This is a genomic window from Leptolyngbya sp. GGD, assembly GCF_026735145.1.
GTDB classification, from domain to species: Bacteria; Cyanobacteriota; Cyanobacteriia; order Leptolyngbyales; family Leptolyngbyaceae; genus Leptolyngbya; species Leptolyngbya boryana.
On record NZ_JAPQKE010000001.1, the window covers coordinates 1,815,239 to 1,836,269 of the forward strand.

At 47.6% G+C, this 21,031-nt stretch carries 23 protein-coding genes; 13 read left to right on the forward strand and 10 right to left on the reverse strand.

The window, feature by feature from the left end:
* Positions 1–54: 54 nt before the first annotated feature.
* The 3 genes from OU814_RS08470 to OU814_RS08480 all read right to left on the reverse strand — a co-directional run bounded on the left by OU814_RS08470 (position 55) and on the right by OU814_RS08480 (position 2,700).
* Complete coding sequence (locus OU814_RS08470) at positions 55–1,257, reverse strand: sensor histidine kinase (RefSeq protein WP_268181902.1); 1,203 nt, start codon at positions 1,255–1,257, stop codon at positions 55–57.
* Between the two features lie 50 nt (positions 1,258–1,307).
* Complete coding sequence (ylqF, locus tag OU814_RS08475; protein WP_268181904.1) at positions 1,308–2,144, reverse strand: ribosome biogenesis GTPase YlqF; 837 nt, start codon at positions 2,142–2,144, stop codon at positions 1,308–1,310.
* A 157-nt stretch (positions 2,145–2,301) separates the two neighbouring features.
* Positions 2,302–2,700 carry a universal stress protein gene (locus OU814_RS08480; RefSeq protein WP_017289329.1) on the reverse strand — a complete coding sequence of 133 codons (399 nt, stop codon included), beginning with the start codon at positions 2,698–2,700 and terminating at the stop codon, positions 2,302–2,304.
* 114 nt (positions 2,701–2,814) lie between these two features.
* On the opposite strand from OU814_RS08480, the gene OU814_RS08485 reads away from it, so the two are divergent.
* The 3 genes from OU814_RS08485 to OU814_RS08495 all read left to right on the forward strand — a co-directional run bounded on the left by OU814_RS08485 (position 2,815) and on the right by OU814_RS08495 (position 5,500).
* Positions 2,815–4,020, forward strand: a complete 1,206-nt coding sequence (locus tag OU814_RS08485; protein ID WP_190652953.1) for a phosphoglycerate kinase — start codon at positions 2,815–2,817, stop codon at positions 4,018–4,020.
* 69 nt (positions 4,021–4,089) lie between these two features.
* Positions 4,090–4,866, forward strand: a complete 777-nt coding sequence (locus OU814_RS08490; protein WP_268181907.1) for a TrmH family RNA methyltransferase — start codon at positions 4,090–4,092, stop codon at positions 4,864–4,866.
* Positions 4,867–4,894: 28 nt separating this feature from the next.
* On the forward strand, positions 4,895–5,500 hold the full coding sequence (locus OU814_RS08495; protein WP_268181909.1) for a Uma2 family endonuclease: 606 nt from the start codon (positions 4,895–4,897) through the stop codon (positions 5,498–5,500).
* Between the two features lie 73 nt (positions 5,501–5,573).
* On the opposite strand, the gene OU814_RS08500 is transcribed toward OU814_RS08495, so the two are convergent.
* Complete coding sequence (locus tag OU814_RS08500; RefSeq protein ID WP_190652956.1) at positions 5,574–6,263, reverse strand: hypothetical protein; 690 nt, start codon at positions 6,261–6,263, stop codon at positions 5,574–5,576.
* A gap of 194 nt (positions 6,264–6,457) precedes the next feature.
* Between OU814_RS08500 and OU814_RS08505 the strand changes: the two genes are divergently transcribed.
* Complete coding sequence (locus OU814_RS08505; RefSeq protein WP_017289324.1) at positions 6,458–6,703, forward strand: hypothetical protein; 246 nt, start codon at positions 6,458–6,460, stop codon at positions 6,701–6,703.
* Positions 6,704–6,713: 10 nt separating this feature from the next.
* On the opposite strand, the gene OU814_RS08510 is transcribed toward OU814_RS08505, so the two are convergent.
* Complete coding sequence (locus OU814_RS08510) at positions 6,714–8,306, reverse strand: DUF697 domain-containing protein (protein ID WP_268181913.1); 1,593 nt, start codon at positions 8,304–8,306, stop codon at positions 6,714–6,716.
* A gap of 182 nt (positions 8,307–8,488) precedes the next feature.
* Between OU814_RS08510 and OU814_RS08515 the strand changes: the two genes are divergently transcribed.
* The gene (locus tag OU814_RS08515) at positions 8,489–9,010 is read left to right on the forward strand and encodes a DUF937 domain-containing protein (protein ID WP_268181915.1); all 522 of its coding nucleotides are present in this window, start codon (positions 8,489–8,491) and stop codon (positions 9,008–9,010) included.
* 53 nt (positions 9,011–9,063) lie between these two features.
* Here OU814_RS08515 and OU814_RS08520 read toward each other — a convergent pair whose 3' ends face one another.
* Positions 9,064–9,360: an RNA recognition motif domain-containing protein gene (locus OU814_RS08520; RefSeq protein ID WP_017289321.1), complete on the reverse strand. Its 297-nt coding sequence runs from the start codon at positions 9,358–9,360 to the stop codon at positions 9,064–9,066.
* A gap of 566 nt (positions 9,361–9,926) precedes the next feature.
* Here OU814_RS08520 and pstS point away from each other — a divergent pair.
* The 4 genes from pstS to pstB all read left to right on the forward strand — a co-directional run bounded on the left by pstS (position 9,927) and on the right by pstB (position 13,823).
* Entirely contained in the window at positions 9,927–10,997 is a 1,071-nt protein-coding gene (pstS, locus tag OU814_RS08525; RefSeq protein WP_197693341.1) for a phosphate ABC transporter substrate-binding protein PstS, read from the forward strand.
* Between the two features lie 112 nt (positions 10,998–11,109).
* Positions 11,110–12,066, forward strand: coding sequence for a phosphate ABC transporter permease subunit PstC (pstC, locus tag OU814_RS08530; RefSeq protein ID WP_017289319.1), 957 nt, complete (start codon positions 11,110–11,112; stop codon positions 12,064–12,066).
* 22 nt (positions 12,067–12,088) lie between these two features.
* A complete protein-coding gene (pstA, locus tag OU814_RS08535; RefSeq protein WP_268181920.1) occupies positions 12,089–12,970 on the forward strand; it encodes a phosphate ABC transporter permease PstA in 882 nt (293 codons plus the stop codon).
* A gap of 46 nt (positions 12,971–13,016) precedes the next feature.
* Positions 13,017–13,823 (forward strand): phosphate ABC transporter ATP-binding protein PstB, encoded by an 807-nt coding sequence (gene pstB / locus OU814_RS08540; protein ID WP_017289317.1) that lies wholly within the window; start codon positions 13,017–13,019, stop codon positions 13,821–13,823.
* A 112-nt stretch (positions 13,824–13,935) separates the two neighbouring features.
* On the opposite strand, the gene OU814_RS08545 is transcribed toward pstB, so the two are convergent.
* The 3 genes from OU814_RS08545 to OU814_RS08555 form a co-directional block, all read right to left on the reverse strand.
* Entirely contained in the window at positions 13,936–15,126 is a 1,191-nt protein-coding gene (locus tag OU814_RS08545) for a TRC40/GET3/ArsA family transport-energizing ATPase (protein WP_017289316.1), read from the reverse strand.
* 215 nt (positions 15,127–15,341) lie between these two features.
* Positions 15,342–16,433 carry a redox-regulated ATPase YchF gene (gene ychF, locus OU814_RS08550; protein WP_268181923.1) on the reverse strand — a complete coding sequence of 364 codons (1,092 nt, stop codon included), beginning with the start codon at positions 16,431–16,433 and terminating at the stop codon, positions 15,342–15,344.
* Positions 16,434–16,463: 30 nt separating this feature from the next.
* On the reverse strand, positions 16,464–16,619 hold the full coding sequence (locus OU814_RS08555) for a hypothetical protein (protein ID WP_017289314.1): 156 nt from the start codon (positions 16,617–16,619) through the stop codon (positions 16,464–16,466).
* Positions 16,620–16,770: 151 nt separating this feature from the next.
* Here OU814_RS08555 and OU814_RS08560 point away from each other — a divergent pair, with 151 nt between their 5' ends.
* The 4 genes from OU814_RS08560 to OU814_RS08575 all read left to right on the forward strand — a co-directional run bounded on the left by OU814_RS08560 (position 16,771) and on the right by OU814_RS08575 (position 20,123).
* A complete protein-coding gene (locus OU814_RS08560; protein ID WP_017289313.1) occupies positions 16,771–17,007 on the forward strand; it encodes a hypothetical protein in 237 nt (78 codons plus the stop codon).
* Complete coding sequence (locus OU814_RS08565) at positions 16,997–18,418, forward strand: aminotransferase class I/II-fold pyridoxal phosphate-dependent enzyme (RefSeq protein ID WP_268181926.1); 1,422 nt, start codon at positions 16,997–16,999, stop codon at positions 18,416–18,418. Before OU814_RS08560 ends, OU814_RS08565 begins: the two co-directional genes overlap by 11 nt.
* 65 nt (positions 18,419–18,483) lie before the next feature.
* Positions 18,484–19,086, forward strand: coding sequence for a precorrin-6Y C5,15-methyltransferase subunit CbiT (cbiT, locus tag OU814_RS08570; RefSeq protein WP_268181928.1), 603 nt, complete (start codon positions 18,484–18,486; stop codon positions 19,084–19,086).
* Positions 19,087–19,250: 164 nt separating this feature from the next.
* Positions 19,251–20,123 carry a phosphatidate cytidylyltransferase gene (locus OU814_RS08575; protein WP_017289310.1) on the forward strand — a complete coding sequence of 291 codons (873 nt, stop codon included), beginning with the start codon at positions 19,251–19,253 and terminating at the stop codon, positions 20,121–20,123.
* A gap of 109 nt (positions 20,124–20,232) precedes the next feature.
* Here the strand turns inward: OU814_RS08575 and OU814_RS08580 are convergent, their stop codons facing one another.
* A complete protein-coding gene (locus tag OU814_RS08580; protein WP_268181931.1) occupies positions 20,233–20,988 on the reverse strand; it encodes an LmeA family phospholipid-binding protein in 756 nt (251 codons plus the stop codon).
* Positions 20,989–21,031: the final 43 nt, after the last annotated feature.

Genomic DNA, 21,031 nt, shown 5'->3' on the forward strand with positions numbered 1-21,031 from the left:
GCCCTTCAAATGGGGTGAGCGGAGTCGAAATCCAAATCCTACAAGAGATTGAGATTAATCAATTTCTATCGGCAAAATCACCGTAAATGTCGAGCCTTCGTCGAGTTGTGATGAAAGATAAATCTGACCCTGCAATAGTTCTACTAGCCGAGCTACGATCGCTAATCCTAACCCCGTACTATCCGGCGACTTGAATGACCCAACCTGTTCAAATGGGACAAACAGACGTAACTGATCTTCTGGTGCAATGCCAATTCCAGTATCCGCAATAGAAATCGACCATCGATTATGACTGAGTTCTTGGCAGGTTAGCGTGATCGCCCCTGTCTCTGTATAGCGGACTGCATTACTCAACAGATTGGTCAGAACTTGCTGCAATCGTAGCGGATCGCTAATGACTTGTTTCGGTGCAAACTCAAGGTTGACCTTTAGCTGCAACTTGCGATTATCAACTAAAGGCTGAATCACTTTCACCACTGCTTGCATCAACTCTGATACTTCGATCGCTTCTGGAATGACCTGCTTTTTCCCCGCTTCGTATCGCGATAGCTCCAGCGCATCATTGATTAATCGGAGTAGTCTTCGCCCACCTTGTAGAACTTGCTCAATGTGATCTAAGCTCGAAAGCGAATCACGGTCACGTTTGCGGATGCCAGAGGTATCATGCTCCTGTTTCGATTGTCTTAAAAACAGGTCGGCATATCCAATAATCGAGGTCAGCGGCGTTTTCAGTTCATGTGCCAAAGTCGCGAGGCTATTTTCATTCGATCGAGCTAATCGCTTCAATTCTGAAACCGTCAACGAAAGCTGACTTTGAACTTGCTCAAGTTCCTGTAATCGCTCATTCACATAGCTTTTAAAACACTGTGAGATCGCAGAATCAATGACAGAATCAATCACATTGACCGCTCGAAATAATTCTTCAGCCGTTCCTTTGAGCAATTCAGATCGGATACTCTCAAAAATGACTTTTCGCAGCAAATGATATTCTTGGGCGATTTCTGTCGGATCAAATCCCTGATTCGCCCGCAGCACCCCATGAGAAATACTAGCTGCCTCAACTGCTGCGGTATCATCTTCTTCAATCTGGGACAATGCTTGTGACATTGCGACTAAGACTAAATCAATGTGATCTTCGATCGCAGTTTGACTCAGACTTTCTGCGCTGGGAATTTGGCGATCGTGAGCGACAGCATCTGCCCAGTCATGCCGAATTGAATCCACTTTGTCTTTGAGTAACTGACTAAAATCCTGCATGCGAAGATTGTAGGTGAGTCGAAAAAATCCAGAGCCTATCTAGCGAAAGATTAATCTTCGGGAGGCATTTCTAATGCGATCGCGCCTAAATTGCCTTTGCGAAAATCCGTCAAAATCTGCCGCGCTGTCCGCTCTGCATCATTTTTATAGTTCGCCTCTGCCAAAACTTTGAGATAACTTTCTCCGGTTAAATCTCCAAGTTCCAATCCATATCGGGTCTCCAATGCCGAAGACGATCTGATCAGTTCAATCAACTCTGAAGCAACTCGCTGATTGTCATACGCTGCCTCTCCAATATCATCACAGATGGCTAACTTAATTGCTGCCTCCTGATTCGTCAATTTATTCGGCAAAACTCCCGGTGCATCCAGTAGCTCAATCTGATCGGAAATTCTCACCCATCGCAATTGCCGAGTCACGCCAGCGCGCCGAGCACTTTCGACCACTCGCTTTTTCAGCAACCGATTAATCAAAGCCGACTTACCGACATTCGGGAATCCAATCACCACTGCACGAACCGGACGAGTCAACATTCCTCGATCGAGCCGTCTTTGATTCATTTTCACCCCGGCTGCCTGAGCCGCTTTGGAGATCGCTTCAATTCCTTTGCCATGCTGAGCATCTGTGAATAAAGGCTCCTCTCCGCGATCGCGAAACCACTCTGTCCACTGCTCTTTAGCTTTCGGCGGGATCATATCCATCCGATTCATCACCAAAATCCGCCCTTTCTCTCCAATCCACTGATCGACCTGCGGATGATGCGTCGAAAGCGGAATCCGCGCGTCTCGAACTTCTAGCACGACATCCACGCGCTTCAACTGTTCGAGCAGCGCTTTTTCAGCTTTGGCAATATGACCGGGATACCATTGAATCGGCGGGGAAGACATAGCAAAGATCTAGAGTGACAATCCATGCTAGTACGATCGCGCTCTTATCGGTTAAACAAATGCTTCGACCTCAGCACGGATTGCGGAAATTGAGAGTGAAAATTGAGCGGAGACGATTGCCCGCTTTCCCTGCAATTGCCCGACTTTTTTTATCCGATTAAGGAACGACTAAAACAGGACAAGGAGAAAGACTGATCACCCGATTCGTAACGCTATCCGATGCGCCTTCGGTCGTCAGTCCCAATCCTCGACAGCCCATGATAATGAGATCCGCCCCTATCTCATCTGCAACATCGCAAATCGTAAAGGCAGGCTTGCCCTCACGCTCGATCGCTTCTGCTTCAATTCCACTCTGAGAAAATACCGATTTTGCATTTTGCAGCAAATTCGCTACCGCTTCTGCCGAAGCCATTGCATCGGGGTGATCAGAATTTGCTTCCACCACAGATAATAAAATCAGGCGACTCTGGTGAAATTTGACAAGCTCTACAACAGTCTCGACGGCTTGACGAGAATCGCGGCTTTCATCGATTGGAAACAACACAGTTTTAAACATAATGTCCAGAATTTCTCAACTTACTTATCAGCATCGCAGAATCTTCGATCGTAGGTGACGCGATTAATGGAAAAATAAGAAATAGGTAGAAAGACTCACTTAGGAGCCAGCACTGTGCCGAAGAAAACTATTAATGATTTATCGTCCGCCGATTTACAAGGCAAGCGTGTTTTGGTTCGCGCAGATTTTAACGTACCGTTAGATGAACAAGGCAATATCACTGACGATACGAGAATTCGTGCCGCGCTGCCCACGATCAACGCTTTAACTTCCAAAGGCGCAAAAGTGATTTTGTGCAGCCATTTTGGTCGTCCGAAAAACGGTCCCGAAGATAAATATCGTCTCACCCCCGTCGGCACTCGCCTGTCAGAACTTCTGGGTAAACCCGTCGTCAAAACCAATGATTGTATTGGCGACGAAGCAACGGCAGCCGTGAATGCAATGCAGCCCGGTGATGTCGTTCTGCTCGAAAACGTTCGGTTCTACAAAGAAGAAGAAAAGAACGATCCTGCATTTGCTGAGAAATTGGCATCTGTTGCTGATCTCTATGTTAACGATGCATTCGGAACTGCGCATCGGGCGCATGCTTCGACTGAAGGGGTCACGAAGTATCTGAAGCCTTCGGTTGCAGGTTTGTTGATCGAGAAAGAGCTAGAGTATTTGCAAAGCGCGATCGAGAACCCCAAACGCCCATTAGCTGCGATCGTCGGTGGCTCGAAAGTTTCGAGCAAAATCGGTGTCATCGAAACCCTGCTCGACAAAGTAGACAAACTGCTGATCGGTGGCGGTATGGTCTTCACCTTCTACAAAGCGCGCGGTTTGGCAGTCGGTAAGTCTTTGGTTGAAGAAGACAAATTGGAATTGGCAAAAGCCTTAGAAGCGAAAGCCAAAGAAAAAGGAGTAGATTTACTCCTCCCAACCGATGTTGTGGTTGCCGACAATTTCGCGCCTGATGCGAATACCCAAACCGTCAGCGTTGACAACATTCCCGACGGCTGGATGGGCTTAGACATTGGTCCCGATTCTGTGAAAACCTTCCAAGCCGCTTTGGAACAGTGCAAGAGCGTGATCTGGAACGGGCCGATGGGCGTATTTGAAATGGACAAATTCGCGAAAGGCACCGAAGCGATCGCACATACCCTAGCAGAATTAACTCCCAAAGGAACCTCCACGATCATCGGTGGTGGCGACTCTGTTGCAGCCGTTGAGAAAGTTGGCTTAGCGGATCAAATGAGCCACATTTCTACAGGTGGTGGTGCAAGTTTGGAACTGCTCGAAGGTAAAGAGCTTCCAGGAATTGCAGCGCTAGACGAAGCGTAAGTTTGTTGGGGAGTAGGGAGTGGGGAGATAGTATTCTAGATTCTTGCCCCCCACTCCCTACTTTCTGTCATGCTCACCAGTCTCCAAAATCCATTAGTTAAGCAACTCCGAAAGCTGCATCGCGCCAAAGAACGGCGAGAACAGCAGCTTTTTTTATTGGAAGGAACGCATTTAATTGAAGAAGCCTGTGCAGTTGGGGTGGCGCTGAATACGGTTTGCTACACCGAGCATTGGCAGCAAAATCATGAATCGCTATGGCAAAAGATTCAAGCTCGATCGAGCCGCATCGAACTGGTTTCACCTGAAGTTTTAAAAGCGATCGCAACCACCGTTGAACCCGATGGAATTGTCGCAACTGTCGATCGCTTTCACACTCAGCCCGTTCAGTTTACAAAACTCGGTCTAGTGCTCGAAACGATTCAAGACCCTGGCAATCTCGGCACAATTATTCGCACCGCAGCAGCAGCGGGAGTAGAAGGACTTTGGCTAAGTGCTGATTGTGTGGATTTAGAAAGCCCGAAAGTTTTACGATCGTCTTCTGGGCAATGGTTCCGCCTACCGATGTCTACTTCAGATCTTAGAACCGACATTCTGAAAGCAAAACAACAGGGAATGCAAGTCATTGCAACCGTTCCAACTGCAACTCAAACGTACTGGGAAATTGATTTTACTCAGCCGAGTTTAGTCTTGATGGGAAATGAGGGAGCAGGATTGTCCGACGAATTGATTGAACTTGCAGATATTCAAGTCACAATTCCATTAGCTCCAGGAGTAGAGTCTTTGAATGTTGCGATCGCGACTGCTTTGATCCTGTACGAAGCCCGAAGACAGCAAGAAAAGATATGATATCGATCGGGAATAGAGGCAGCTTTCTATGGCATATACACCGCTCAGACTGCTCAGTTTCGAGGAATTCATTCAACAGTACGGCGATCAGTCTCGCTACGAACTGGCGAACGGAGAAATCATTGATATGGAACCAACCGGGCCTCACGAAGCTGTTGCGGGAAAAGTTGCCAGCAAAGTGAGCTTAGAAATCGATCGACAAAACTTACCGTTCTTGATCCCAAAAAGCTGTATCTTGCGTCCTTCGGGAGACGAGGCAACTGCCCGCCGTCCAGATGTGATTGTGCTAGACGAAGCTGCATTAATCAATGAACCCTACTGGCAACAAGAACCCGTGATTGTGCGAGGTGAATCGGTCAAAATGGTTGTTGAAGTTGTCAGTACCAATTGGGAAAATGACTACGCGCGAAAAGTTGAAGAATACGCGCTGATGGGCATTGCTGAATACTGGATTATCGACTTTCGTGGGCTTGGAGGCATCCGATTCATCGGTGATCCAAAACAACCTACTTTTACGGTCAATCAGCGAGTTGGGAAGCTCTACGAACCGCAGCAATTTCGCTTAGGTGAAAATATTATCTCTCCTTTGTTTCCTCATATCAATTTAAGACTGGACGATGTGTTACCTCGCTAATCAAGATCACAAAAAAGGAGGTCAATCGACCTCCTCATTCCCTTAGTTCATCCTAGATTTCTGAACGTTTCGATTAGCGTTGCGGTGTGTACCATTGAATCAAGTTGTTGACTTGACCAGAGCGACGTTGAGCATTAAACAAATCAACTGCCGTTTTGTTGTTATCAGAGTTGATCTTCACTTGAGCATCGATTCCATACTTGTTCACATCAGCATTGATGTTTGCGATATCTTTTGCAGTCCGGTTTGTATCAACTGTCGTAATAATTGCAGCAGCAGCAGCGTTGTTAGAATCGCAATCTTTCACTTGCCCAACTGCTACGGTAGAAGTACTACGATCGCTGTAAGAAGAATTGCTAGAGCGGCTGGAGTTTTGAGCAGCATTGTTCCGACCGTAAGCGCTGGAACTGCTCGACTTGCTCTCTTGGCTGCCTTGTGAACCACCTGATCCACCCACGCTGAACAATCCAAGCACACTCACCGATCCGCCACCGCCATCGTTATGCGTTTTCTTGCCCGATTGGCTGTTCGAGGCATTGCCCCAAGCCGAATTGCTGTTAGAAGCCGCAGATTGACGAGAAGAACTGTTGCGTTGAATGTTATTGCGAGTATTGTTACCGAGCGCAACATCCGCTGTACTGCACTGAATCTTGTCTGCCAATTTCCCGAACAAATCATCATTTGCACGAGCCTGCATGGGAAGTAAACCAGTAAAGAGAGTCGAAGCAAGAACCAAAGCGCTGGAGAATTGAATGAGTTTCATGATTGTTTCCTCTGATTGAGTGTGTGTTTAAGGTGTTTCATCCTCTACACTCACTCAGTAGGGACAGCGATCGAGCCTTATGCAGATTTGGCAAAAAATTATTTCCAATCGTCGGTCTTTTTTGCTCAATCGAGCCTGACTTCCTCTAAACAAGCTGCTACGATCGCTCTGTGCTGCACTGGTAAACTCCAATCATGACAACCCTGCCTAAGCCCTCTACCTTGCTTCCAAAAGGATTACAGATTCAGCAGATCAATCACCTCACTTTGTTTAAATTTACGGATGAGTTGAGCGATCGCCTACAAACTCTTCTGGATAAGAAAAAAGCCGACACCCTGAGTTCAGAAGAAATATTAGAACTAGAGGCGATCTCAGAACTCGACGAAATTTTTAGCTACATCAACGCCGTAATTGCTGCTAGGGTAAGCGAGCGTTTCTGAATCTACTTATCTATTTCCAATCGTCGATCGTGTCTTCTCGATCGAGCAAAACTTCCTCATACTCTGGCATTCTCAACTCTTCGAGCGGTTCTTCTCTGATCTCAAGCTGTAAAGGTCGAACCACTCGCATCACCGCCTCTTGCATAAAGGCTTTGATAAATTCATCGCGCCGATTTAACTGAAACTGTCGCTGCACCACTTCTGTTACACCGCCATCTCCCCAATCTTGATCATTGCGGAAGTACTCAATAAAAGCTCTGCCTGCAATTCGCGTCAAGTAAGCCGCACTCACCCCTTGAATCGCTCGACCGAGTAAAAATCCGCCGACGCTTACTTGCAATGCTGTACTTACAAGCTCGATCGCACCTTTTACAATCCCCAATCCGACCATCGTTTTTGCTAACGACAACGCCATCTCTTTCGCCTGCTCTGTCGAAATCTCACAGCCATAAATTCGACCAATCTCAACAATCATTTGAGCATTGACTGCGGCGGTTGCTAGTAAATCCACACCGGGAATCGCAGTAACAGCAATCACCCCTGCTCCAATCCATTGATATCGATCGACCAGTTTTTCTGCCTGTCTGCGCCGCTGCTGATCAATTAATCGCCGCGCCTCTTCTCCCAAGCGCTGAGATTGAATCAAGATATTTTCGGCAAGTAAATCCTCACCTTCGGTTCGTAAAATCTCCGCGACTCGCTCAATCAACATCATGACTTCTGGATCAGGCTGTAACCATTCGCCCTCTTCAGTTTGCATCATCGGCGGATTCGCTGCGATCGCCACAACATCTTCAACCCTTACAACGCCCCGAACCCGCTCTCTTAACCGAGCTAAAATCGCGTCTAAATCCTCTTGCGTGTATAAATCTGCTTTGTTGAGAACCACGATCGATCGCTTGCCAATTTCTGCTAAGCCTTTCAATGGGTCATACTCCGACTGGCGCAAATCATTATCCAGCACAAATAGTAAAAGATCCGCCTCAGTTGCATAACGCCGTGCCAAAGTTTCGCGATCAGTTCCCGCAACTCCAGCTTCGAGAATTCCAGGAGTGTCAATGAGAATCACTTCTCGATCGACTCCCTTTACCTTTAATCGATACGTTGCACTCACATCGGTTGTCCCCATCGGTGCGCCGACTTCACCCACAATTTGCCCCATCAATGCATTGACGAGTGAAGTTTTACCTGACGAACCTGTACCAAACACAACCACCTTCAATTCGCCTCGCGCTAAATTCCGCTCGATCTCTTTTGATCGCAGAATCAATTCACGCCGCGCCACTTCATCTTGAATCTGCGCCATCTGCTGTCGCACAGCCTGTAGATTCTCCTGCGCCGCCTCGGATTTGACCGCTGAAACTCTCGGCAGCGATCGCCGTTGTTTTTTCCGCTTTGCCTGCTTTGGCAACCAGAAAAAATAATACGCAAACGCTGCAATCAGCCCAACCAGCAAAATCATCACCAACCCGATCAGCGCATTTGCCAGCAACGGATTCCCGATCGCCCAAGTTAACTGAGTCAGCGAACTGACAAGCCAAATGATCAATCCCAAAATGACAGAAACGCCGACAATCAGTGTTACCAGTCGAGATAAAGGCATAGCGTTGGTCAAAACGTGAGGGGCAACCTTTATTCTGACGAATATTCTGATGAATTTTGCCAATTCAATGATTCTGAAGCAATCCTAACGATACAGAACCACCTCTTGATTTCCTCAGACAAATTTTTTATCGTCAAAAAGTTCGTGCGCTTTCAAAATAGAAACGCTTCAAGGAAAACTTTATGAGTCTATTTGATCAAATCATCAGTGCAGTTGCGAATCCGCAACAACAAGGTTCAACCGACCAGCTTGGCAATATTCTAGGCATTGCTCAGCAAGTGGCTGGCAGTCAAGGTATCGATTCTGGCGCGACTCAAGCGGTCATGTCACTCCTCGGCGGACATGTTCGTTCCTCGTTACGAAACCAAGGAAACGACCAAGCTTACTCGCTGGTCAACCAATTTGCTGGACTCGGCAACAATCCCCAAGCTGTGAACGCGCTCTTTCCTGGCTCTATGCAGCAGCAAGTCGCCGAAAGCATCTCACAACATACAGGCATCGACTCCAACTTGATAATGTCGATGCTGCCTGTACTGGTGCCGCTCGTTCTCAATATGCTAAAAAGCGGAGCGCCCGCGCAACAGCAGAGCGCTCAGTCGGGTAATCCCGTCCTGAATGCTTTTCTCGATGCCGATCGCGATGGTGATGTCGATATTGGCGACATGATGGGGATGGCTGGTCAATTTCTCAACCAACGCGGGTAGAAACGCGAAAGCGGACTGCATCACGTGAATTCAGTCCGCTTTGGGTCTCAAGATTAATAATTATTTCTAGCGCCGCGTGGACCGCCTCCAGCCGCACCTGCACGAGGCTCACGCGGTTTTGCTTTATTGACTTTTAGCTCGCGACCTAACCACTCTGCGCCGTCTAGTTCAGCGATCGCGGCATCCTCTTGAGCATCATCTGCCATCTCGACAAAGGCAAATCCACGTTTTCTACCTGTCTCGCGGTCTGTCGGAAGGCTAACTCGGCTGACTTCGCCGTATTCTGCAAACACTTCCTTCAGATCTTCTTCAGTTGCCTGAAAAGACAAGTTTCCAATGTAAATAGTCACGTTACTCTCCAAACCATTCGTGTGAGGGGCAAAGTCGGTGATTGTCAATTCAGCAGGAATCGATATCCTCTCCCCCAAATCGCGATCGCCAAACTTTCGTTGTTAGAGTATTATACCTGACCCTCTCTAGAATGAGAAGCACAAGAACTGCCATTCGTCTACCTGTAAAAATAGGAATTTTTATCAAGTCGATAAACAGAGTCGTTAATTCTTATGCTAGAGAAGGCAACGAACTATTTCTAGATGTAATTTGCTCTGAGAAACTTGTCTCAGAAAGTTGACAAAACGTTACAATATTAGAGAACCTTGAAAAAGAGTCAGTGCTAGTTCGCTGAATCTAGAGTGATCGAGTTTATATGTTGTGGTGAATCTTAGCGATCCTTTGCAAGAAGAGCCACTTCTGTCTGTAACGCAGGCAACATAAGATTGGTTTAAGAGTAGAAAATTTCTGCCCTTAATCTTGTCTTAAATCTATAGGTGTACTCTGTGGGAGATACCTATAAATCATGTTGCCCTGCGTTTTATTTATGGCATTTTCTCACCGAAAACTTCATTTGGGAGTGTCGATGACCTCCCTCGCTGCTCTGATCATGGGACTCGCGGCATGTGCGCCTCAGACAGCGAATACTCCTCCTCAAGGTGCAACAGGCAATGCTCCGGCTGCACCCGCCGCTGCTCCGGGAGGTGCAACTTCAATTAATGGTGCTGGCGCGAGTGCGCCCAGCTTGCTCTACCAGCGTTGGTTCCAAGAGTACAACAAGAAAAATCCAGGCGTTCAGATTAGCTACGATTCGGTCGGAAGTGGTGCAGGGGTGAAACGCTTCATTGATCAAACGGTCGATTTTGGCGCTTCGGATGATCCACTCAAAGACGAAGATCGCTCGAAAGTTCCTAGCGATCGGGGTAAAGCGGTACAAGTTCCATCGACGGGTCTGTTTATTGTGATGGGCTACAATGCACCGGGTTTGACCGATCTAAAACTGACTCGTGAAGCTCTGTGTGGCATTGTCGATGGTTCGATCAAATCCTGGGATGACCCCAAGATCAAGGCAAACAATCCATCCGCACCAAGCCAGCCTTTGACCTTTGTTCACCGTTCTGATGGCAGTGGAACGACCGCAATTTTTACCAATCACATTAAAGCAGCTTGCCCTAACTGGAAAGCAGGAGCAGGCAAATCTGTAGAGTGGCCGACTGGAACGGGCGGGAAAGGAAACGAGGGAGTCACGGCTCAAATTCAGCAAACCGCAGGAGCGATCGGCTATATCGAGTATTCCTTTGCTAAGGAAAATAACATTGCGACTGCAAGCTTACAGAATAAAGCAGGTGAATTTATTGCTCCAACCCCTGAATCGGCAGCGAAAGCGTTCGTTGGGGCTACAGTTCCCGCTGATTTTGCGATGAAGGTTCCTGATCCAGAGGGCAAAGAGGCTTACCCGATCGCAGGCTTGACTTACTTGCTGTTGTACGAAAATCCCAAGGATCCAGCGAAAGCGAAAGCATTCAATGAATTCGTTAAATGGGCGTACAGCGATGGCAAAGCATTTGCAACAGAGCTAGGATTCATTCCTCTGCCAGAGGATTTATCGACAAAAGCTGCGGCTGCATTAGAGACAGTGAAGGTCGCAGGGAAATAAGATGAAGTTAGGGGAGCATATAGAAAAATTGCTCCCCGGCTGATTCCCGTCCCAATCCCGTGATATTGTTGCATCACTTTTTGTTGTATTACTTTCTCTGAATAGGTTTTTTATGGCTTCGCCTGCTGATCGATCTTCGCGCATGTCTTGGAAACGCTCAGATGCGTCCCGATGGATTGACGATGGCTTTGTTTGGTTGACGGCTGCTTTTGCGCTCGGGATTGGCATCCTGCTGTTGACGATCGCAGGTCGAGTCGGAACGGATGCATTTCCAGCCATTCAGAAATTTGGATTCGGGTTTCTCACGACTAGTCGTTGGAGCGTGAATGATGAAGTGTTTGGAGCGCTAACTCAAATTTATGGAACGCTAATCACCTCGTTTCTAGCGCTGCTCCTAGCGGTTCCGGTGGGAATTGGAGTCGCGTTATTTCTGAGTGAAGACTTTTTGCCGCCGCGGGTCAAACAACCGATCGTGTTTATGGTGGAATTGCTGGCGGCGATTCCCAGTGTGGTGTACGGATTGTGGGGTATCTTCGTGTTGATCCCCGTTCTGCGCCCGTTTGGAATTTGGTTAAATGCAGCTTTTGGTTGGATTCCCATTTTTAGTACAGCTCCTGCGGGACCTGGAATTTATGCAGCAGGCATTATTTTGGCAATTATGATTTTGCCGATTATTGCTGCGATTTCCCGAGATGCCTTGGTCGCCGTTCCGTCTGAATTACGCCAAGCTGCGTATGGATTAGGAGCAACTCGATGGGAGACAATATTCAGGGTTTTACTGCCAGCTGCCTTTTCGGGCATTGTGGGTGGAATTATGCTGGCGCTGGGTCGTGCCATGGGCGAGACAATGGCAGTCACCATGGTGATCGGAAACGTCGATTCGATCCGAACTTTCTCGATTTTGTCGCAAGGCTCAACGGTTGCTTCTTTGCTCGCGAACCAGTTTGCTGAGGCAAGTGGACTGCAGGTTGCCTCGCTGATGTATGCGGCACTGATTCTCTTTATCTTGACGCTGATTGTGAACGTGCTAGCCGAGTGGATTGTTCGCCGCTTTAGCATGAAGCTCTAGGCAGATTTAGGACTCTCACTATATGACTTCTCCAGAATTTTCAACTTCATCTGCCGCAAGAAGCTTAAAGCGATCGCCAACTTCCCCGCGAACGCTATTTTCTTCAGGAATGACCGTTCTCGCCTTTGCGTGTGCCGGACTTGCCTTGATTCCGCTAGCAGCGGTCATGATTTATGTCTTGGCAAATGGTTTGTCGCGACTCACGCCTTCTGTCTTTCTGGAGCTTCCCCCTGCACCAGGGCTAGCTGGCGGTGGATTTGGGAATGCGTTTGTCGGCACTTTGTTGACGGTCGGCATTGCCTCATTGATGGCAATTCCATTTGGGATTATTGGTGCAATTTATCTTTCGGAATTTGGGCGGGATACGAAGTTTGCAGAAACAGTCAGCTTCTTGACCAACGTTTTGAGTGGAGTGCCCTCGATCGTGATTGGGGCATTTGCTTATGCGCTTGTGGTGCTGCGAACTGGAACCTTTTCTGCTGTCGCTGGCGGCTTTGCGTTAGCGGTGTTGATGCTGCCGACCATTGTCCGAACATCGACTGAAGCCTTAGAAGCGGTTCCAAATGAATACCGTCAGGCTGCAATTGGGTTAGGATCGACAAAGATGCAGACAACGCTCAAAATTGTTTTACCTGCTGCAATTCCAGCGATCGTGACTGGGATTATGCTTGCGGTAGCGCGTGCCGCAGGAGAAACGGCTCCAGTGCTGTTTACGGCTTCCTTTAATCGATTTTGGAATACAACCTTGTGGCAGCCGACAGCAACGATGTCGCGTTTGGTGTTTGACTTTGCCACATCGCCTTTCAAGGCTCAACAAGAGCTAGCTTGGGCAGGTTCTCTCGTCTTGGTGGCACTCGTGTTAATCACGAGTATCCTGTCTCGGATGGTAATCAAACGTCGCTAAGTGCCGATTTGCAACGCATTCAACTTTACTTCCTTACATAAACGGTATGACTTCCAGAACTCAAGACGCTCGCACAACCGAATCAGTCTTTCGCACGCAAGATGTGAACATCTATTATGGGAATTTCTTGGCGGTGCGCGATGTGTCGATCGAGATTGCCAAAAACGCAGTCACTGCGTTTATCGGTCCTTCGGGATGCGGTAAAAGTACGGTACTGCGTTGCTTCAATCGCCTGAACGATTTGATCAAGTCATTCCATCTGGATGGCAAGATGTACTACCACGACCAAGATCTGTATGCGAAGGATATTGATCCGGTCGAGGTGCGCCGACGGATTGGGATGGTGTTCCAGAAGCCGAATCCATTTCCGAAGTCGATTTATGACAACGTTGCGTTTGGACCTCGCTTGTTAGGCTTCAAAGGCGATATGGATGAGTTGGTCGAGCGATCGCTCAAGCAGGCTGCACTCTGGGACGATGTGAAAGATAAGCTAAAAGCGTACGGAACCGATCTGTCTGGTGGTCAACAACAGCGGCTTTGTATCGCGCGTGCGGTTGCTGTGCAGCCGGATGTCATTCTGATGGATGAACCCTGTTCGGCACTTGACCCAATTTCGACGCTGAAGGTTGAGGATCTGCTGCAAGAGTTGAAAGAGAAATATACGATCGTGATCGTGACTCATAACATGCAGCAGGCTTCTCGTGCGTCAGACTACACGGCATTTTTCAATGTGGAAGCGAATGCGAAGGGGCATAGAACAGGCTACATTGTGGAATACGATCGCACAGAAAGAATCTTCCAAAACCCCCAAGAACAAGCAACCCAAGCTTATGTAAGCGGTCGTTTCGGTTAATCCTTCGTCTAGCCGTCAAACTCAAAAAGAACTCCAAGTTGTTAGAAAACCTGGAGTTCTTTTTGATTTAAAGCTCAACTGCTGAGTGGCTAGAAGATGAAAGCAGTATGTCTCAAGCTCTTGCGGGATCGCTAAATCGAATTTTGAGATAGTCCTCTTCCATTTTTGCTCCAGACGGTTGTAACGCTGCTAACGCCTGCGGCAACACCAAATTGCGTCGATGATTGCCGATGCGCACATTCAGTTCATCGCCTGTCTTGCTCAATTCAATCTGAGATTTCTCAATCCCAGGCAAATACAGCTCTAAGCTGTACTGATTTTGCTCTTGAACAACTCGCAAGGTCGTTTCTTTGTAGTAAACCTGTGACGGATCTTCGTTGTTGGGATACAGCGTTTCTTTTAAGCGATCGAGCGCCTCTAATCCACACATTTCCTGCGAATATAACGGGACTTCCTTAATTGGCAAGGGCGTAAAATTCGAGTGAATCTCTTCGCGATATTGTTTTTGGTTCTCTTTCCACTGTTGGAAAAAGGGATCAGTCACTGATTCAGGAATAATCCGGTTTGCCACGACTAAATCTGTCGCAACGTTATACAAACTCAAATAGGCATGAGCACGCAGCGATTCTTTAATCACCATTTTTTCGGGATTCATCACTAATCGCACAGTGGTCTGAGTGGGATCAGTGAGCACTTTTTCTAACGCTTCAATCTGCTCGTAAAACTCGTAAGGTGCATCCATCACCTCTTTGTCCGGCAAGGAAAAGCCAGCGATCGGGCGAAAAATCGGCTCAACCAGAGGACGTAACGCGACCGAAATGCCCTGAAACGGTTTGTAAAACTTCCGCATATACCAACCGCCAACTTCCGGCAAACTCAGCAATCGCAATGCTGTTCCCGTCGGAGCCGAGTCAATAATCAGCACATCAAATTCGCCTTCGTCATAGTGCCGCTTCATCCGCACTAATCCAAAGATCTCATCCATTCCCGGCAAAATCGCCAACTCTTCTGCCTGAACGCCTTCTAAACCGCGCGCCTGCAAGACTTGGGTGATATAGCGTTTGACCGCTCCCCAATTGCCCTCTAATTCCATCAGCGCGTCGAGTTCTGCTCCCCAGAGATTTGGGCGAACTTGTTTTGGCTCATGTCCCAACTCCAGATCAAAGCTATCGGCGAGAGAGTGTGCTGGATCAGTACTCAATACTAAAGTCCGGTATCCCAATTCGGCACAGCGAAGTCCTGTTGCTGCTGCGACCGAAGTTTTACCGACTCCGCCCTTCCCTGTCATCAGAATTACGCGCATTTAATCGAGTCCTGTCTGAGAATTTCTTTACATTCTTTTACTTAATTCTAGCGTCGATCGACAGTTTCTCCGAACTAAAAACCCCCGATCAAATAATTGATCGAGGGCAAATTCAAGGCAGTTCTTTGAGGGGTGGCGTAGAAGTTCCCGCAAAAACCTTATGTACGTGATTATACAGTGGCATTAGCGCAAATACGTAACCGTATTTACAGAAACTACACATTAAATCGGAACAGCATCACATCGCCTTCTTGGACGGTGTATTCCTTGCCCTCGCTACGAACTAGCCCTTTCTCTTTAGCAGCATTCATCGAACCGAGTTCGACTAAATCTTTATATGCCACTGTTTCTGCTCGAATAAATCCCCGTTCAAAGTCAGTATGAATTACACCTGCGGCTTGGGGAGCGAGCATACCAGCACGAATTGTCCAAGCGCGGGTCTCTTTAGGACCCGTTGTAAAGTAAGTCTGTAGTCCAAGCAATGCATAAGTTGCGCGGATTAACGATTTCAATCCGCCTTCTTCAACGCCTAACGAGGCAAGAAAGTCAGCGCGATCTTCTTCAGGCAGTTCGATGAGTTCAGATTCGACTTGTGCCGAAATGACAACGACTTGAGCATTCTCTTGGGCTGCAAGTTTCCGCACTTGTTCAACCCATTCATTTCCGGTGGCTAAATCATCTTCCGAAACGTTACAGGCATAGATGACAGGCTTACGCGAGAGCAATCCTAGCGGTTTGATAATTAGTTCTTCTTCCTCATTCAGAACCACTTGACGAGCCGATTTTCCCTCGTTCAAGGCAGCACTTAGCCGTTCTAGAATTTCGACTTCTTGTTGGGCTTCTTTACTGGTACGAGCTTGTTTGCGACTGCGCTCGATTCTACGATCGATTTGATCTAAATCCGCTAGTCCCAATTCTAAGTTGATCACTTCGACATCTCGTGCTGGATCAACTGAGCCAGAGACGTGAATAATGTCATCGTCATCGAAACAGCGGACGACATGCACGATCGCATCGACTTCACGGATATTTGCCAAAAACTTATTTCCCAAGCCTTCACCCTGAGATGCACCTTTGACGAGTCCCGCAATGTCTACAAACTCAACGCGGGCTGGAATAATTTCTTCTGATTTTGAGATGTCAGAGAGAACTTTCAAGCGATCGTCTGGCACAGCGACCGTCCCGACATTGGGTTCGATCGTACAAAAGGGATAGTTGGCGGCTTGGGCTTTTGCATTGGCAACGACCGCATTAAATAAGGTTGATTTTCCAACGTTGGGCAATCCAACAATCCCGGCTCTTAACATGTTTGTGTGTGAAATAAAAGGATAGATCGGTTACGACGGAGTCGGAACAGGGTCAGGCATCGGCTCCGGTTCAGTTCCAGGAACAGGTTCCGGAGTCGGATCAGGTATCGGTGCGGGGATCGGACTCGGTTCTGGAGTCGGATTTGGCAACGGCGATGGAACCGGATTCGGCGGCGAATAAACCATAAGATATCCTAACGATAATTTGGCTTCTCTAACCTAGAAAGTCAGAAATCAAGATTCATCTGTCATTCGGTCAGCGTTTGAGGGTGGAGTCAGATCACGATCGATTGGTGAACAGATTTATAATGTCCAGTGTCCTTCTTCATGAAGCGCAGTGCAGCAGTCTCAAACCGAAACGCAGCTAAACATTCAGGTTCCTGAGAAAATTCGGCAGGCGCTAGAAGCCTATGCGACTGCAAATCAATTTCCGATCGAACTCGTCATTGAGATGGCGTTAGCTCAATTCCTGGATATTGATGCGGTGACGTTTGACGATTGCAATCCCGTCATGAGTCCTGGACAACTGCGCGAAGAACTTGAAATGCTCAAGCGTCACAAGAATGCAGTTTGATCGACTCCCATTACTCGAAATCTTGGCAGAGTGTGCTGAAAGCCAAAATGCTGCGTTTCATACACCGGGGCATAAGCGTGGTCAGGGGAGTTTCAAGGCATTTCAGCAACTCGTTGGCGATCGCACATTACAAGCCGATTTGCCCGAATTGCCGGAACTCGATAATTTATTTGCGCCTCAAGGTGCGATCGCGCAAGCTCAAACTTTAGCTGCCCAAACTTTTGGGGCTGGGCAAACCTGGTTTCTTGCCAATGGCTCAACTGCGGGCATCATTGCGGCGATTCTGGCAACCTGCAATCCAGGCGATAAAATTCTTCTGCCTCGAAATGTGCATCAGTCGGCAATTTCTGGCTTGATCTTGTCGGGTGCGATGCCGATTTTTTTACAGCCTGAATATGATGCAAATCTAGACATCGCGCACAGTGTTACACCTGAAACAGTTGCGATCGCACTTCAAACTCATCCTGATGTCAAAGCGATTCTTATCGTTTATCCAACCTATTACGGGGTCTGTGCGGAGATTCAAGCGATCGCAAATCTTGCCCATGCTGCGGGAATTCCGCTTTTAGTTGATGAAGCACATGGCGCACATTTCGCCTTTCATCCTGATTTGCCTATTTCAGCCCTATCAGCAGGCGCAGATCTAACAGTGCAATCAACGCATAAAACGCTCTCTGCACTCACTCAAGCCTCGATGCTGCATGTTCAGGGAGAGCGCATTGATCGAGATCGGATTGCTCGATCAATGCAACTCGTTCAATCCACGAGTCCAAATTATTTACTCTTAGCTTCTCTGGATGCGGCACGGGCACAGATGGCAATTGAAGGAAAAGAGTTGATGGCAAGAACTTTAGAGCTTGCCGATCAAGCTCGATCGAGTATTGCAGAAATTCCAAATCTTTCAGTTTTTCAGCCCCCAGAACCATTTCAATTCGATCGAACTCGTCTGACTGTTACCGTTTCTCAACTCGGAATCGATGGATTTACAGCAGACGAAATCCTCCACCAAAATCTGGGTGTAACGGCTGAATTACCCTCGCTTCAGCATTTGACTTTTATCATCAGTTTAGGAAATACAGAAACGGACATCGATCAATTAGTGCAAGCCTTGAAACAGCTTCCTTCTGGGTCATTTTCGCCGATGCAAATTTCTGAATTTGATTTGCCTGAAACCGTCATGTCACCGCGAGAAGCATTCTTTGCTGAATCAGAAACGATTGAAACTCGTCTGGCAGTCGATCGCGTAAGTGCTGAATTGATTTGTCCTTACCCACCTGGGATTCCGGTATTGCTGCCGGGGGAGCGAATTACAGAAAGTGCGATCGCGTCTCTCAAAGCAGTCCTTGCAGCAGGCGGATTTATTAGCGGCTGTAGCGATTCCTCTCTCAATACCTTAAAAGTCTTACGCTAGATTTCGATTCCTGAATCACAATTCCTGAATCACAATAGGGTTAAGCCTCTTGCCTCGCGTTTATTATGTCTTCTCCTCTCTGGTCTTATGTGACTCCCGGTATTCCTGATGAGCTATTTGAAAACCTACCTGGAATTCCCATGAGCCAGCGTGAAATTCGACTGCTCATGCTGTGTCAGCTTCGGCTCAAATCAAATTCAGTCTTGTGGGACATTGGAGCCGGAACCGGAACCATCCCTGTCGAAGCGGGATTACTTTGTCCTCAAGGGCAAATTATCGCGATCGAGCGCGATGAAGATGTTGCTAATCTCATCCAGCGCAACTGCGATCGCTTCGGAGTGAAAAACGTCAAAGTCGTTGAAGGCAGTGCGCCTGACTGTTTGAAAACGCTGAAGCAAATGCCCGATCGAGTCTGTATTGAAGGCACAAAATCCATCAAAGAAACCCTCAGCGCAGTCTGGCAACACCTCAAACCTCAAGGTCGAATCGTCGCCACTGCTGCAAACTTAGAAAATCTCTATAAAATTTCAGAAAGTTTCGCTGAGCTTCACGCCCGCAATATTGAAGTTGTCCAATCCGCAATCAATCGCTTGGAAACCCGTGGTACAAGCCAATCTTTCGTCGGAGTTGATCCAATTTTTGTATTGAGCGGCGAAAAACTTGAATAAAAAATTCCACATCCTGGACACGTCACTCTGATAAAGTGATCCAAATGACTCTTAACCTTCTTAACCAAAATCTTATCCAGTCCCAGATTCAGGAGTGTGCCAGATCAGTTGACTTAAGAAGGGACAGTTAGACCAAGTTCTTGTCGTGAACGCTAAACAGTCTTATGCCTTGGTCTCGCATCTTTAGTGGAATTGTAGCGATCGTGATCGCGTTGGTGATGTTTCTGCTGGGCGGCTGGTATTTCACCGCTTTTTTTGGCGTAATCATTTACCTGGGGCAGCTAGAATACTTCGAGCTTGTCCGCGCCAAAGGCATCGCTCCTGCTGGAAAAACAACACTCGTTGTCACTCAGATCCTATTGTTCATCTCAAATCTCAATCCTTCGCTTGCCGATGCCATTTTTCCGGTAGCCGGAACGTTGATTTGCTTCTACCTGCTATTTCAGCCAAAATTCGCCACGATCGCGGATATCTCCGCTTCGATCATGGGACTCTTCTACGTAGGATATCTGCCCAGTTTTTGGATTCGACTGCGATCACTTGGACAAGCCGATCTCAGCAATCTTCCACTGGACGGGTTCTGGATTTTGTCCTGGCAGGGGTTTGAGAACTTACCTCAAGGCTTAACCCACACCCTACTCGCTTTCGTTTGTATGTGGGCAGCAGATATCGGAGCCTACACCGTGGGTCGTTGGATTGGTAGAACTCGCTTATCGGATATCAGCCCGAAGAAAACGGTTGAAGGCGCAGTGTTTGGAGTTTCTGCCAGTGTTGCTGTAGCAGTTATTGGCTCTTGGTATCTCGATTGGTCAGGATGGCCAATTACCGGAGTTATTTTCGGCTTGTTGATTGGAATCGCTAGTCTACTCGGAGATTTAACCGAGTCGATGATGAAACGCGATGCAGGCGTAAAAGATTCAGGGCAACTGATTCCAGGACATGGCGGAATTCTCGATCGCGCAGATAGCTACGTCTTTACAGCACCGCTCGTCTATTATTTCGTCACCTTAGTTTTGCCGCTGCTTCCTAAGACTTGATGCTCAATCGTGCTCAGCCCTGTCGTTCATCACAATCAGTCTGATAGGGGGATAGGGAGAAATTCAAGATTTCTGCTCCCTATCTCCCCACTTCCCACTCCCCAAATGGCTAGGGAAGCACCATTAATTTACCAATACAAGTCACTTTGTCAGGCTCGATCGTCAATTCGTGAATCTCCGTCTCGCTGCCTAAATTAAAGGTATACCCGTCTAGATCTGAAAGCGGTAAGCCTCGTTTGGCAGCTGCATGAGGTAGCCATTGCGGATTGACCAATTTCAATAAATTGGGTGCAGCTAAATCAAAACCTGTCCGAATTGCGATCGGCGTTGCATTTCCACTATCTGAGATCAAATCTGCCCCTAACACCACGAGATTGGAGCGCAATTGAATCGTGAGATTCTGCAAATTCAATTCGCGATTGCTGCTGACTCCTGCGGCACCCGATCTCAGAAGAGTCTGTAAAAATTCAATCACGCCTGTTCTTAGTAAAGGCGCATTCAGAGACGAACTCAGATCAGTCGCTTCTAATAAAACTGATCCCTGAACAGAGATCGGCTCAAGCAGTCGTAACGGCTTGCCTCGGACAATTTGACCAGCGTTGACGCGAATATTTTGCCCTGTCAGTTGAATCTGGCTGAATGCAAGACCTTGATAAATCGCATTTCTCGCGGTCAGCGCAAGCTGAGGAATACAGCCTGAGAGAATTTGCCGATCTCCTGATTCAATCTGAACTTGTAACTCCTCAACTTGCTCGACTTGAGATCTCAACCAGAGTCGGACAGCCGGAGCCAAAACTTTACTGATTAATCGAGTTCCTGTTGCAGCAGTCTCAATTTCATTCGTATCGCGATCGCTCAAAGTCATATGTCATTCAGTAAAGAGGCTTTAGAGCAGTGTACAGGAAAGC

Coding starts and splice junctions, on each gene's coding strand:
- OU814_RS08515 (WP_268181915.1), top strand. CDS start 8,489: ATGAGTCTATTTGATCAAATCATCAGTGCAGTTGCGAATCCGCAACAA.
- pstC (WP_017289319.1), top strand. CDS start 11,110: ATGGCTTCGCCTGCTGATCGATCTTCGCGCATGTCTTGGAAACGCTCA.
- pstS (WP_197693341.1), top strand. CDS start 9,927: ATGACCTCCCTCGCTGCTCTGATCATGGGACTCGCGGCATGTGCGCCT.
- OU814_RS08490 (WP_268181907.1), top strand. CDS start 4,090: ATGCTCACCAGTCTCCAAAATCCATTAGTTAAGCAACTCCGAAAGCTG.
- OU814_RS08500 (WP_190652956.1), bottom strand. CDS start 6,263: ATGAAACTCATTCAATTCTCCAGCGCTTTGGTTCTTGCTTCGACTCTC.
- OU814_RS08545 (WP_017289316.1), bottom strand. CDS start 15,126: ATGCGCGTAATTCTGATGACAGGGAAGGGCGGAGTCGGTAAAACTTCG.
- OU814_RS08480 (WP_017289329.1), bottom strand. CDS start 2,700: ATGTTTAAAACTGTGTTGTTTCCAATCGATGAAAGCCGCGATTCTCGT.
- OU814_RS08575 (WP_017289310.1), top strand. CDS start 19,251: ATGCCTTGGTCTCGCATCTTTAGTGGAATTGTAGCGATCGTGATCGCG.
- pstB (WP_017289317.1), top strand. CDS start 13,017: ATGACTTCCAGAACTCAAGACGCTCGCACAACCGAATCAGTCTTTCGC.
- OU814_RS08470 (WP_268181902.1), bottom strand. CDS start 1,257: ATGCAGGATTTTAGTCAGTTACTCAAAGACAAAGTGGATTCAATTCGG.
- OU814_RS08505 (WP_017289324.1), top strand. CDS start 6,458: ATGACAACCCTGCCTAAGCCCTCTACCTTGCTTCCAAAAGGATTACAG.
- cbiT (WP_268181928.1), top strand. CDS start 18,484: ATGTCTTCTCCTCTCTGGTCTTATGTGACTCCCGGTATTCCTGATGAG.
- pstA (WP_268181920.1), top strand. CDS start 12,089: ATGACTTCTCCAGAATTTTCAACTTCATCTGCCGCAAGAAGCTTAAAG.
- OU814_RS08580 (WP_268181931.1), bottom strand. CDS start 20,988: ATGACTTTGAGCGATCGCGATACGAATGAAATTGAGACTGCTGCAACA.
- OU814_RS08495 (WP_268181909.1), top strand. CDS start 4,895: ATGGCATATACACCGCTCAGACTGCTCAGTTTCGAGGAATTCATTCAA.
- OU814_RS08510 (WP_268181913.1), bottom strand. CDS start 8,306: ATGCCTTTATCTCGACTGGTAACACTGATTGTCGGCGTTTCTGTCATT.
- OU814_RS08555 (WP_017289314.1), bottom strand. CDS start 16,619: ATGGTTTATTCGCCGCCGAATCCGGTTCCATCGCCGTTGCCAAATCCG.
- ylqF (WP_268181904.1), bottom strand. CDS start 2,144: ATGTCTTCCCCGCCGATTCAATGGTATCCCGGTCATATTGCCAAAGCT.
- ychF (WP_268181923.1), bottom strand. CDS start 16,433: ATGTTAAGAGCCGGGATTGTTGGATTGCCCAACGTTGGAAAATCAACC.
- OU814_RS08565 (WP_268181926.1), top strand. CDS start 16,997: ATGCAGTTTGATCGACTCCCATTACTCGAAATCTTGGCAGAGTGTGCT.